Below are 13447 nucleotides of genomic sequence, written 5' to 3' on the forward strand. Positions count from 1 at the left end.
TCAAGCTAAGATATTAAAGTACCCCTAAATGGAAATTTTGTGTTTTTATAGCACCGAAGTTTGTTTTTATCGTTTTTTAGGAGAACTTGTTTTCTTAAGTTGATGACACAAGGCGCCTCCTATATTTTAACAAAAATATACACTAAGCAAAAAATATAATAAGCTGTCCAAATGGATTTTTCTATATTTTAACAAAAATATACACTAAGCAAAAAATATAATAAGCTGTCCATATGGACAGCTTATTATATTTTTCTACGTACTAAATAAAAAGCTAAGGAACCCATAATAATAGGTGTAATCAAACTAGAAGAATATGCCCCAGTAATTGTAAAAGAGAGAGTATAAGTATATAGATAACAGCTATTCCTATAAATACAGGAATTCAAAATCGAAGCTTTTTACATTGTTTTATGTTCCTGTATAATACTTCTCCAATTAGACAAACTACAAGATTTAGTATACTACCAAATATGATGAGAATCATAATGAATCCAACTATGTTAGGTAAATCATTCTGGTAAGAATGACTAGGATCAGAAATATATGTTATTAAGAACCATATGATAATAAAAGTAAGCAGACTTGCAGCATAACTAATTAAAAACTTTTTCATTTGTATCTTCTGTATATTTCATACTGTTATTTCTATTATATGACAATTTATTTTCGTAAGATAGATAAAATATAGTATGGTTTCATTCGTAAAGCAACAAGCTCATGTAGAGACGATCCGTAGTCTATACGCTAGATGTTTTTTGAGGAGGGTTATCATATAGTAGTAGGTTAGCTTTTATTTGTTACTTTCTCCTCGACGACTTTATCGATAATATCATCAATAACTTCCGTGCATCTTATAATAAAATCAGCATCCTCACGAGTAGTATCACTATTGCTAATACGTTCAATCACTTCTGTTCCATATTCCCTATCTTTATCTGTTTTTGCTAAATACCTTTTATAAGCTCTTACAACTAGTATTGCTTCTTTTTGATCCATATCAATTTGGCGTAGCTCATCATCAAAATATTTCAATGAAATCCCTCCTGTTTGTAAATAATGAAGTATATTTAATTTATATTATAATATAAAAATTTATTGTTTTATTATTTTTGTGAACTTGTGTAAAAGTGTAAATGTTCAAGTTTACACTTTTACACATTAAGGAGGAAATAACGTACAAAAATATGAAATTAGATACGAAAAGCGATATTTATGTGACTCTTGTGAAGAAGTATTTATGGAAGGTGCATATAACAATTTATATTTTGATAACTGCGCAATAGAACAGAGCTTTTAGATTAAACAATATTTATTAAATATCGAGTCGATACTATAGATCGATACTGCTGCAAACGGGATATAGTATCTAAATCAAAGGAGTGGGGAATTGAATACGCAATATCAATAAGGGAACTAAAATATCTAATGGATCTCAAAAATAGTATAGGAAACGTATATAAAAAGATCACTTGTCTTGGAAACAAGTGATCTTTTTATTAGATAAATTGCTATTTGCCAACAGCAGTTAATTGTTATCCTATTCATATGTTCAATAGATATTAAAACTTATTTTTTAGTTATATAGTCGGAATTGTTTATACTGAAATGAAACCAAAAATATTTCAAAAGGTACCATTAATTATTTAGTACTTTAAAAATACATTTTTGTTACGTGAAAGGATTAGAAAAAAGACAACATGTATAATAAATATATTTAGTCCAACTTTATTGTCACTCCATATATTTGTCTTAACGTATATTTACCGTCGTTTTCTAATAATGTTACAAATATCAACGAAAAACAAAGTTTAGTAAAAAATGTTTTGCTATAACCTAGTTTTACACGTATCTCGGCGAAAAAAATAACAGAAATTTTATAAATATATAACAAAAAATAATCTTCCAAGTTTGTCCGCATCAGGATCTAACAAATGAATCCAATTAATTAATGGTGTCAACATAACAAAAAGAGTCCCGATTAATACAAACTCTTTTTTGAGTTTTTACAAAAGTAAACTTTTAAACACATAATTACATTTCTATTATTTATTTTACCACCTGAACAGATACTGGTTTCCATCCCTGATTCTCTACCCAATCAATATTAACCTTATATTTTTTATTACTTTGCTTATCTCGTACATTACCGTAGGCTTTATTATTTCCATTATTCCCAATAAAATCGAAAGTCAATTGGCTCTCTGGAACATCCACAGCATAAGAAATTGCTTTTTTCATCTCACTCCAATCTACTGTTCCTTCTTTAAATTTCATTTCAGGTTTTGCTCCTTGCTCTGTACCAATTGGCTTCCAAGAAGAATTAGTTTGAGGACCCTTTTCTTGAGATACCGTTTTTTCTCCCTCTTTATTTTCATTTTCGTTTTCGTTCGTTTTTACCGATTTTTCTGCTTTTAGTTTCCCTTCTAACTGTGCTGCTTCTTTATCCTCATTTTTCTTTTCTTCTATCATTGTTGTTTCTTTATCTTCACTTTTCTTCTCTTCTATCTTTGTTGTTTCTTTATCTTCACTTTTCTTCTCTTCTATCTTTGTTGTTTCTTTATCTTCACTTTTTTTCTCTTCTATCTTTGTTGTTTCTTTATCTTCACTTTTCTTCTCTTCTATCTTTGTTGCTTTCTTTTCTTGAGCAATTGCTTTCTTTGATGCATCAGAAGGGGTAAACAACTGGTATGTCACTATACCAACTGTCACTAATATCAAAGTAAATGCAATATTAAAAATCGCCTTTTGACGACGATTCTGTTGTTTTTCTTGAAACCTGCTTACTTGTCCCATTCTTTAAACCTCCGTGGTTATTTTTTCCTCTACTCTTTATGCATTATCCCTATAATTCTTAATATTTTTATTAAATAATAGAAATGAACTACACTTTCCATACAGGATTTCATATCATAATAAAATTTGTTTATTTCAAGCATCTGACATATGTTATTCAAAATAGTTTAATACATTAAAAATTGATAAGCTTCGGCACTTAAGAAACCTTCAATTTTATTCAAAGGTGATTCCAATTACGTCCATATTAGATTTTCTGTAGAAAGCTTTTTAACAATTAAGCCTCTTCTTCCCTTATTTATAATTTTCAAATTAACTTTCCCTCTATGGTATAATAAAGATGTTTCGTTTTCTAATGGGGTATGTCGTAAAATCAAAAGGGATTTTATCTCTTTTACCTTCTTTTCAGAGTAACTTTCACCACTAGGAAATTCTATTATTCCTAATGTAATCTTTAATTCGCTATCATTACAAAGCCACTCCTTATTAAGTTCCCTTATCTTTTGTATAAAGCTTCTTTTGGTTTTTCCTATATATAGCAAAGTTATATTCTTAGCATCTACTCTAGAGATTGTAAATATCCCCTTCTTAGAAGCTTCTTCTCTATTATAAAAATCATTTATACTATACAATCCATACCATTTAATATGTACTGTTTCTATGAATCTCACCTCGTTTTTAGACAATATTATAATTTCTGAATGTTCAAATTATTATGGGTACATAGTCTTGATTACTTGAATTATAAATTGTGCTTTTCAATAATACATTTTATTATTACTAATTTCAATATATAGTTTAATTAAAAATCTATATAAAAAACAAAGTGATGTAGTACCTAGTAGTTTAATTTTCACGATATTAAACTATTGTGAAAAAAGATAGAGCGTTATGGAATAAAATATAATGTGTATGTACGTACATTTCTTTTAAAAGAAGTTTTGTAGTTTACAACTGAATTACAAAAAATATATCTTACAAATAATGTAACAACCATTTAAGTACAGCCTCTGTTTTAGGACTCCTGATTGGTATTTTTGTTAGTGGTATTATTATATTTCTATTTTAAGATATGACCCCCATATTAAATGGGATTGTAGCAGGAGCAATGGGAAGATTAATGGGCGTAATGATTGGTATTATGATACCTCAACCCAGATTGTATATCATTGTAATACTATTAATGATATTGTTTACAGCCACTTGGGTTACCATGAGTCTATGAATTCGTAGTCAACCTGTAAGAATCTACTTCCTTATTTTTAGATGTCTTCACTACTATCATTCTCTTGTTAATCGTATTTCTCAATTGCCACTGTGCATCAGCTTGATACAATTATATTAGATGGGGTCCAATACATATTATTAAAATTAAGATGGTTCAAGTCGGAGGAAGGACACTCATTGAGTGTATTTTCTTTATTACACAATACCCAATTATACTCTCTTTTTTATAAACCATATGCAATTATACATATTAGCTAAAATTACACCAAATAAATATTACATATAGTAAAATAAAAAATGTAGATACATTCTATAAAACAAATTCTTTTGATAGGCGTAACATATCAATTATTATAGAAGGTGTGGCGTCACTCTAATACTGATCTTAAATCTCTTGTATTTTGTAAACTAACAATCTGGTGTATATAGACGATTCTGTTTTATAGGATGTGTTTATAGGTATAACAAAGGGATAATACGGATAAGTTTATACTAAATGAACATGGTTCAAGTGGGAGGAAGGCACCTTAGGGTGTCTTTTCTTTATAAAAAAACTAATTCACTTTTTCCTTGTATAATTGCTCATATTACTTATAAATTATATGCATTTTTATAAAAAATATTGAGAGTACCCCAAATGGTAAATACAAAGACTCCATTTTAAAAAATATTAAATAAAATAGAGTCTCTTGTTAGAAATTTGAATTTAATTTTATACACAACCTATTCTTCAAACCAAAACAGAACTTCAATAGGTACTTTTAAAACCTTTGCTATATCATAAGTAAGTTTGAATGAAGGATTATATTTTCCATTTTCAAGATTGCCAATTGTTTCCCTCCTAACACCCACCTCTTTGGCTAAATCTTCTTGAGACATATTTAACCTAACTCTATATTCTTTCATTCTAGTCTTAAGTGGCATCTTGCATTCCTTTCTTTTCTCGACGTTCAAATATTTCTAAATTAATTATAAATGTGCCTAAAGGTATGAAAACTGAAATTATAACGAATAACCGAATTACATGTAAATTTTCTAATATAAAAACACTTAAGAGTAGTATACTGCCGAGTACTAATGCTACGAAAAAAGCTCTTGTAGCAGCGATCCTAACATGCAGCATAAAAAGCTCATCTGGTACTACTTTTGCATATGCGAAGAAGAAAAAGAAACCGAAAAAATAATATGCCCATGAAATATTACCTAAAAATGTAAACGGACCAAAAAAACCAAGAAACCCTAAATATGCTAATTTATTTTTCATACAAACCTCCTATGTGATATATTTCTCTCCTTATGTTATAAATATATCGCATAGACATGATAATAAAAAGGACTGAAAACAGTACAACTGTTTTATAAACGTCATGAATTCCTCTAAAAGTTACACCAATATTACTTAACGTAGTAGGATAATATTTGGGGATTCAATACATATTATTAAAATTGAGATAGTTCAGGTCAGTGAAAGGCACCGTAGAGTTTTTTTTATGGCAAGTATTCAAAAAAAACATACTATTGAATCCAACTTTCATACTTAGCAATATATGTCCCACCATCAGCATGTGTCCATCTGATTTCTTTTAAATACCAATATACTGTCCCGCCACAAGCTTTTTCAGTAAAAGCATTAGCAAAAATCTTGTTAGAATTTTTCACTTCTCTTACATACTTACCGTTTTCTTTTGGATAGCATCCTGCTAATTATTTTACAGAACTTGGTGTATTAGATCCATTTTCTGTACTTGCTAAAGCTGCTCCAATCCCCCCAGTGAATGCAATACCTGTTGCTAAAGCTCCAACTACTAATTTCTTGAACATAATAAATCCCCCTTAATATTTTTTAAAACCTGCACCTTAAATGTATCACTTTTGTTATTTTTTAAATATTTCGAATTTGTAGAAATGTTTGTTTAAATCTTGTCAATATTGTTAATATACTTTATCAAATGGAGAATAGAGGGATTTATAATGATATGTAATAATGCATGTTCATTCAACAAAAAATTGTGATAAAATCTAACTACCTGTTCTATTTTTTTCAATTAAAATGGAAACCTTACTTCTTATTTACCCAAACAAGATAAAGACACCAAATGGTGTCTTTATCTTGTTTGTATAAACTCCTTACTCACACTAGCTCTAAATGGGCAGCATAAAAAAAGAAAATCGCTTAAGGAGATCTTTCAATAGAATTTCATTACTCTGTAACATTATAAAATTAGTACCTCACTTAAGAAGTTTTAAAGGACAAACTTGTTAAAGACGTTCCAACACCTAAGTCTTCATTTAATGTAATTGAGAAACAAGCTACTAATGGTAATATAATAGCAATTGAGCCATCAGGATTAATTACTATACTTGGACTAGATCCGCATTCTTCCCCATCACTTACAACTGATTCTACCCCACCACCAGGAGTAATCGTAACTTTAAGACACACATCGATACAAATATCATTTACAGTCAATGCCATTAATGATCCTCCTCCCTAAAGCAATTTATACTAAAATATGTAGTAAAAAGGGCTAATGACACAGAAAATTCCAAAAAAGGTTCCTTAATTTACCTTATCTTTATTTTCAAAAGGACCTGCTCAATTCATTCTTAAATACATAAGGTAAAGTGAACCTATTAAATTAGATGAAATGAACCCTAGTTTTCCCCTCTTATCTAAAGGAGGAACTATTGTTATGGGATATGGTGGTAGTTGCGGCGAAGGCTGCGGTTTTGCTGGAGGATTTGCTTTATTAGTTGTATTGTTTATTTTGTTGATCATTATTGGCTGCAGTTGCTTCTGCTAAAAAACTATTGGTAAAGGCACCTTAAGGTGTCTTTTCTCTTGTGCATTATATCCATTACAAGCTCATTAAGTTTTTATTTATGTTTAATATAATCTCTGTAGTAGTATTACAGTAATACCTTGTGTATATAATAAAAAGAAGAGATGCGCTAACATCCCTTCTAATACCTATTACCTTCAGGGTAGTGGTATATCATTTATTTTTTACGAATTCCATCCCTATCCTTCCAAATTGAAAGAAGGGATAACCAATCGCCCTCACAATATACAGTTACCTTTATTCTTTTATACTAGTACAATCTCACCAATATAAAATAACCCACCTATTTGCCAAGGTAAACTATATGTGATTTTGCGCTTATATTTGTATACGATTAAATCTTAACAAAACTTTAAGTATCATTTATATATAAAGTAATTAAAATTAACTTAATAGTCCTAAAACCTTAATAATCTCAATTGTTTTACCATCTTTTATTCTAAAATAAAGCCTTTTCCCCATACGTTCACTAATTACAATATTTCCAGAAGTTAATTTACGCAAATGTTGTACAATCAAATCTTCCGTAATTTTTGTTTTCTTACTTAGATCAGAAACTGACAAAGATCCATATGTAATCAATTTACAAACCATTGATAATCGAGTAGGATTCCCTAATAACTCTAAAACTTTTATATTTTCTGTATAGAAACTGAAATCCAAATAAAAAGCCCTTAGCAAATCACCCAACCTCCTAAAATAAGACAGATAACAACCAGAATATTTTAACATAAAAACAGTACAAACAACCCTGAATTATACCGATTGTCCATTGAGAAAAATAATATTCGGATGAAATTCCAATACATATTTTTAAAGTTAAAGTGGTGCTAGTTAAGGGAGGGCACCTTAGTGTGTTTTTTTCAATGAAAAACATCTACAAAAAAACGGTCTAAATCTAGACCATTTTTATCTTTTAATTACTTAAATTCGAATGTAATTCCGTTATATTTTCTCTCTCGATCTGCATCATCTGCTATCAGCCAAATTAATTGTTCCTTATGACCTTTAGCCACTAACCATTTCAAGTTCTTTTAAACTATTACATATGTTTGTACCATGCTTTGTTAATTCGCTTAAAGTCCATAGGTTTTGAAGTTTTAGACTTTTCCCTTAGTGTACCCATATTATTAGAACATCCTACAATATTTAGACAGAATGTAGTCAATAAACACAATAGTATTAAATTCTTCAAATAGCCACTTCTAAATCTCTTTCGTATAAAGGATATGCCGATACAAACAGCATATTAATAAGTTTCCCTACAATAACTGAACTACTTAGTTTTTTCTTCTATCTTTTTATTTATCTTAAAATAATCCATTCATAGCTTGCCCACTCTTTTGGTTTCTTATCGTACTTGATACGACCAGTCGTACAGAATGAAGCAATCATCCATTGTATAAGGTTCATCTTTGCATACGGATCAATGCAATCCTCTATTTTTTTTAATTGATAGCCTGTACTATTTTTCTGCCAAATTGTATATAAACGAAAATGCGTTGTTGTAACAAGTCTAGCTTTTGTTGTAACTTGCCATTTTGCGATTTTAGTTAAATCTTCTTTTACTTTTCTTTCATACTCTTGTTTTACTACTTTATAACCTTTCTCCTTATTGATTAATCCATTTGAGAATGCAAAAGGCATTTGATGCACCTCATAGACCGTTCCTTCTTCATCTCCTAAAATATTTGATTCTACCAGAAATATATTTTTTAGTTTTAACTGTTCTGTTAATTCTTTTCCATTCCGATAAAATGATTTTTTTATCTTCTGTAGTAAGATAACCTGAACCATTAATCCAATCAATAAAGGATATGCTAATACGAACAACATATTAATAAACATGTTTAGAATAAAAACTCCTACCAGCGCAAATATTGTAAAGTAAATATATTTTTCTCTTTGATGAATGATTCTACTGTTCAAGCCAAGATACCTCCGTTTTGATATATAGTAAACGCAACATAAACTAGTGCTCCTAATAAAATAGAACAAGCCCCTGGAAAGCTCTGTATCAGCTGTATTTCTTTCTTAGGTAGTTTTGCACCAAATATAGAAGCTGCATGCTCTAATTGGTCTTTAATTGCTCCTATAAATCCTAAAACATTAATTAATCGATACACACTGGCAATCCAAAAGAATAGTAAATGGAAAGCTGTTAGTGTAATTGCGGTAAACACAGCCGATTCTTCTACTACATTGCTAATGTATAAAGCTACTACCACAAGCATTTTCGTATCACCAGGTGAAGAAAATTTAAATGTCTCCAACAATAAACCACATGCTAATGCCATGGCTAGTACAATCACAATCTCTTTCCCTGTTCTTATTCCAGTAAAATACGTGATTCCTATTCCAAAAATTAAGAATAGTAGATGCCATACATTCTTTGTTTTTCTATATTTCAAATCAGTAAATACATTTAGGAACATATAACTTAGTAGTAATCCTATAATATACAAAGACACTTTCTTCTCTCCTTTTCTGAATCCGCATATATTTGTTGTTTAAAAAAGGGAACTACTTTAGAGTAGCCCCCCTGTTTACTATTCAATTTATATTTAGTTCCAAGAATCTACGTCTGCATTTTTCGATGCTTTTGTGAATCGAGCTAGAATTGTATCATAGCCACCTTGAATTGCTTTCCATACAAATGGCCCAATTACTAATACGATAATTACAGCCAAGGCGATTAACATACCGTTTTCTGATGATAACTGTGAATCTTCATTCTTTAACCAATTTTTCATTTTTGCTAACATATTATTCGGTCTCCTTTGTATATCGATTTTAAGAATTTAGTAAATAAGAACTTCCCTATCTAAATCTTCTATTACTTATTCCACGAATTTACGTCCGCATTGCTTGATGCTTTTGTGAATCGAGCTAGAATTGTATCATAGCCACCTTGAATTGCTTTCCATACAAATGGGCCAATCACTAATACGATAATTACAGCCAAAGCGATTAACATACCGTTTTCTGATGATAACTGTGAATCTTCATTCTTTAACCAATTTTTCATTTTTGCTAACATGATTAGAACTCCCTTATCTATTTATTTGAGCTATACGTAATAAACATCATTATTTTAAAACTTCTATTATTTGTTCCAAGTATTCACATCTGCATTGCTTGATGCTTTTGTAAATCGAGTTAGAATTGTGTCATACCCGCCTTGAATTGCTTTCCATATAAACGGGCCAATCACTAATACAATAATTACTGCCAAGGCAATTAACATACCGTTTTCTGATGATAATTGTGAGTCTTCGTTTTTTAACCAATTCTTCATTTTTGTTAACATGTGTATTGCTCCTCTTCTTATTCAATTTGGGATACTAGCTTCTTATATACTTGCAAATCCTTGCATTAAGGATTGAATAACAATCACCATTGGATAAATTACAATACAACCAATTACAGCAACGTTAAATTTATTCATTTCCATTGGCTTATTTTGAATGAGACGGTTATAGTTCTCATGTTTTAGCTCACGCATCATTTTAATCTGTGCGTCCATAATACGAAGACTTTGTACCTTGTCCGTTTTTTGTGCTTGTTGTAGCGCAATGGTAAAAGTATTTACTTCTGGACTATTTAAAGCTGCTGCAAAGTTACGAAATGGTTGATCCGAACCCGCATACATTTCTAATTCCGCTGTAAGTGTAGATACATATGGTCGAAGATGTCTCCCTGCATATATCTGCGCCTTTTTTACTGCTTCTAATGTTGTATGTGTTTTTAACAGCTGCAGCATCGGAATTAGATACTCTGGTAATTCAAATTTCCTTGCTTCTATCGCCTGCTTGATTCTTTTCTTTAATAAATAATCAGGATAGAAATAAAGCAGTGGTGAAATCAAAACGCCCACTTTAAATAGGTAGTAATCATGAAACACCGTACATATCAAGAAAACAGAGGTGAAAATGATGGGATACGCAACTTTCATTTTCAAATATTCTTCTGGTTTCGTATCCAAACCAGCTTCTTCTAATTTTTTCTGAATCTGCTCTTTCTTTTCTTCTGTCAGATACTTATGTGATAACGACTGAAAGGGAGCGAGCATCATTTGATTTAAATTCTTTTTTTCAATTCGTTTTGCATTTTCTACATAGTTTGTAAGTAGGCTACCGCTCTCTTTTTTACTTTGTAGAAAGGTAGAGAATACCCAGTACATGACAACGAATACTACTACAGCTAAAATCGCAGCCACTCTATTCCCCTCTTTCTGTTGGATTATAGTTTGCAATCTTTTCTACACGGGTTGCTAAGAAAAAGACAATTAACATATTTACCGCTAATGCGATTTTTCCCATCATAGAACCTGCTAAAAATCCATATGCTTCTTTTGACATCAACATAATCACAATTGGCATGGCAATGACGATTAAGCAGTTCTGCACAAAGGCACGTTGTGCTTGCGATAAACTAGAACGTAATCTTGCTAGGTATAGCTTTTGTTTTTCAAAATCTTCTGCAATATCTAGTAAGACTTGCACTGAATTCGCGCCACCTTCTCGACTACACACTTCCAACATTTCATGGAAGAAAACCAATTCTCTAAAATTAAAAGTTTCATTGAATCCTTTAAATGCACGGTGCATTGTAGTTCCACCTTCTAATAAAAGAGAAACTTTTTCTATTTCTTCTTGAATGCTCTCATGCATCATTGGCTTTACTTGTACTAACACGCGTTTAGCGTTATTACTAATTTGAAGCGCATTCGCTACTGCCTTCATATAAATAGAAAGACGGTCAATGACAACCAAGTAGTAACGTTTTTTTCTTCGATAGAGAAGAAATCTCGGAACTAAAAATCCACATAAAGCAGAAATCAGTGTAAAAGGATCCCTTCCAAAGGAGAAGTAGAATATTGCTGCTATACTCATTCCGGAAAGAATCGTATATACCCAGTACATGCTTTTCGTCAATTTCCACTCGTACTTTTGGGCTTCTTGGATAACAGATTGTGGCAGATACATTCGTATCCCTTTAACATTTCTTAATTCCAAGCGCCTTTCTTCTTTCTCATTTTCTTGTACAAATTGCGAAAGAGCAGAACCTTTAGATTTCGCCAAAAGCAAAACAAGCAATACTACACTAATAAAGATTAATAATATACATCCATAGGCGAACAAACTATGCATACTGCACCTCCTGTTGTGAAAGGAATGGTGCATAAAGAGCTGGGTTTACAGAAGAAGAACGGAATTTCTTCTCCATTTCAGCTGACATTTCTCCTGTAATGATATGCTGGCCATGAATTTTCTCTACGCGTTCATTTGTCCCTTCCTGTTCCTCGTATGTAGAAATAAATTCCGACAGTTGATTAAACTGTATATCATCCTTGTAATCCAATAGTTCAATCATCTCTGTAATATAACGATTTCCATCATCTTTTTTTTCTAAAAAGACAATCACATCAAATGTCTGTGAAATTAATTTATATAAATCCTGAGCACCAATATTCGCACCACTTTGTAGACACATCAGCATTAAACGTCTTACCGCTTCTTTTGCACTTCTTGCATGGACAGAGGTTTTACCAGGGTGTCCCGTTTGGAAGAAGTTAATCATTTTCAGGGCTTCTCCCCCCCTCGATTCACCTACAAGTAATCTCTTTAGTCCTTGACGTAAAGCATTCGTTAACAATCTATCAAAATCAATTGCATTTTCTTCAACTTCGGATGCCCTACATTGCATCGGAACAAAATGATGCTCTGGAAATATGCGATGTAAATAGAGTTCAGGATTATCTTCCACTACAAGAGTACGTTCATTCTTTGGTATATGAGAAGCGAGGTACTTCATAAACTCCGTTTTCCCTGTTCCTGTTGCTCCAGCAATTAAAATATTCATTTTAGCTTTCACAGCTGCTGCCAAAAAGTCCAACATCTCTTTGGATGCTTGATTTGTGGATAACATACGTTCTTCTGAGGCACGAAGATGATCTGCATTCTTACGAATAGTAATTGTTGTACCAAGTCCAGCAATCTCATCTAAGGCGATATTGATACGAATATAAGGGAACACGCAGTCGACAGATGGCTTTGCTGTATTAAGTGATTCTGACGTACTGTTTACCATCTTATAAGCTAAGGCTTTTACATCTTCTTCAGCTTCATATCGATACTTGTACTTGCATTCTCCCTCACCTATTTTTTCGTATATAATCTCTTTTATGCCATTGATATAAATGTCTGTTACATCTTTATCATCAATTAGAGGTTGAATAATTCCAAATCCCACAATATCGTCACACACCATGTTCAGTAACTGTTCAGAAGGTACCTCTGAAATGACGACTTGATTACTTAATAAGAAACTTTTAATGATTTGCTCTACAGCTGCTTTTTTTTCCTTATTCATAAAAGATTCACTTAAGATATCACGATGTTCTTTAACTAAAAATGCACGAATTTCATCTGTTATATCTTTAATTTGTTGAGCTGTAGTTGTTCCTAATTTTCGTGCCGATTTGGAACGAATCATATAACCAAAGTGATATAAATCAACTCGATTTCGCCTTAATGCGACTTGTTTTCCCTGTAAATAGCCCCACATACTACTTGCCT

Annotated in this window: 16 protein-coding genes and 2 pseudogenes; 1 reads left to right on the forward strand and 17 read right to left on the reverse strand. The window is 31.3% G+C overall.

Annotated elements, in window-relative coordinates:
* Nucleotides 1–245: 245 nt before the first annotated feature.
* The 8 genes and pseudogenes from DT250_RS32435 to DT250_RS28090 form a co-directional block, all read right to left on the reverse strand.
* Nucleotides 246–616 (reverse strand): annotated as a pseudogene (locus DT250_RS32435) (hypothetical protein).
* A 170-nt stretch (nt 617–786) separates the two neighbouring features.
* Entirely contained in the window at nt 787–1035 is a 249-nt protein-coding gene (locus DT250_RS28050) for a hypothetical protein (protein ID WP_149214075.1), read from the reverse strand.
* 1014 nt (nt 1036–2049) lie between these two features.
* Nucleotides 2050–2796, reverse strand: coding sequence for a YrrS family protein (locus tag DT250_RS28055; RefSeq protein WP_149214076.1), 747 nt, complete (start codon nt 2794–2796; stop codon nt 2050–2052).
* A 236-nt stretch (nt 2797–3032) separates the two neighbouring features.
* Nucleotides 3033–3467, reverse strand: coding sequence for a sodium:proton symporter (locus DT250_RS28060; RefSeq protein ID WP_149214077.1), 435 nt, complete (start codon nt 3465–3467; stop codon nt 3033–3035).
* Nucleotides 3468–4746: 1279 nt separating this feature from the next.
* The gene (locus tag DT250_RS28075) at nt 4747–4947 is read right to left on the reverse strand and encodes a helix-turn-helix transcriptional regulator (protein ID WP_071758049.1); all 201 of its coding nucleotides are present in this window, start codon (nt 4945–4947) and stop codon (nt 4747–4749) included.
* Nucleotides 4937–5287, reverse strand: coding sequence for a DUF3796 domain-containing protein (locus DT250_RS28080; protein WP_149214078.1), 351 nt, complete (start codon nt 5285–5287; stop codon nt 4937–4939). Before DT250_RS28080 ends, DT250_RS28075 begins: the two co-directional genes overlap by 11 nt.
* Before the next feature lie 251 nt (nt 5288–5538).
* Nucleotides 5539–5844 (reverse strand): annotated as a pseudogene (locus tag DT250_RS28085) (hypothetical protein).
* A 412-nt stretch (nt 5845–6256) separates the two neighbouring features.
* Complete coding sequence (locus DT250_RS28090; protein ID WP_088610459.1) at nt 6257–6499, reverse strand: hypothetical protein; 243 nt, start codon at nt 6497–6499, stop codon at nt 6257–6259.
* A gap of 217 nt (nt 6500–6716) precedes the next feature.
* On the opposite strand from DT250_RS28090, the gene DT250_RS28095 reads away from it, so the two are divergent.
* Entirely contained in the window at nt 6717–6827 is a 111-nt protein-coding gene (locus DT250_RS28095; RefSeq protein ID WP_000540371.1) for a YjcZ family sporulation protein, read from the forward strand.
* Between the two features lie 423 nt (nt 6828–7250).
* On the opposite strand, the gene DT250_RS28100 is transcribed toward DT250_RS28095, so the two are convergent.
* From DT250_RS28100 to DT250_RS28145, 9 genes are all read right to left on the reverse strand, one after another.
* The gene (locus DT250_RS28100) at nt 7251–7529 is read right to left on the reverse strand and encodes an ArsR/SmtB family transcription factor (protein WP_087983719.1); all 279 of its coding nucleotides are present in this window, start codon (nt 7527–7529) and stop codon (nt 7251–7253) included.
* A 642-nt stretch (nt 7530–8171) separates the two neighbouring features.
* Nucleotides 8172–8795: a hypothetical protein gene (locus DT250_RS28110; RefSeq protein ID WP_149214079.1), complete on the reverse strand. Its 624-nt coding sequence runs from the start codon at nt 8793–8795 to the stop codon at nt 8172–8174.
* Nucleotides 8792–9337 (reverse strand): hypothetical protein, encoded by a 546-nt coding sequence (locus DT250_RS28115; RefSeq protein ID WP_149214080.1) that lies wholly within the window; start codon nt 9335–9337, stop codon nt 8792–8794. The genes DT250_RS28110 and DT250_RS28115 overlap by 4 nt, the downstream gene beginning before the upstream one ends.
* A 93-nt stretch (nt 9338–9430) precedes the next feature.
* Nucleotides 9431–9631 (reverse strand): hypothetical protein, encoded by a 201-nt coding sequence (locus DT250_RS28120; protein ID WP_000879950.1) that lies wholly within the window; start codon nt 9629–9631, stop codon nt 9431–9433.
* A 71-nt stretch (nt 9632–9702) separates the two neighbouring features.
* Nucleotides 9703–9906: a hypothetical protein gene (locus DT250_RS28125; protein WP_000879955.1), complete on the reverse strand. Its 204-nt coding sequence runs from the start codon at nt 9904–9906 to the stop codon at nt 9703–9705.
* Between the two features lie 66 nt (nt 9907–9972).
* On the reverse strand, nt 9973–10176 hold the full coding sequence (locus tag DT250_RS28130) for a hypothetical protein (protein WP_149214081.1): 204 nt from the start codon (nt 10174–10176) through the stop codon (nt 9973–9975).
* 42 nt (nt 10177–10218) lie between these two features.
* A complete protein-coding gene (locus DT250_RS28135; RefSeq protein WP_098342717.1) occupies nt 10219–11085 on the reverse strand; it encodes a hypothetical protein in 867 nt (288 codons plus the stop codon).
* A gap of 1 nt (nt 11086) precedes the next feature.
* Complete coding sequence (locus DT250_RS28140) at nt 11087–12019, reverse strand: hypothetical protein (protein ID WP_149214082.1); 933 nt, start codon at nt 12017–12019, stop codon at nt 11087–11089.
* Nucleotides 12012–13436, reverse strand: coding sequence for a TadA family conjugal transfer-associated ATPase (locus DT250_RS28145; protein WP_149214083.1), 1425 nt, complete (start codon nt 13434–13436; stop codon nt 12012–12014). The genes DT250_RS28140 and DT250_RS28145 overlap by 8 nt, the downstream gene beginning before the upstream one ends.
* Nucleotides 13437–13447 lie beyond the last annotated feature (11 nt).

Origin of the sequence: Bacillus sp. AR2-1 (genome assembly GCF_008368755.1) — a bacterium.
Taxonomy (GTDB): Bacteria; Bacillota; Bacilli; order Bacillales; family Bacillaceae_G; genus Bacillus_A; species Bacillus_A wiedmannii.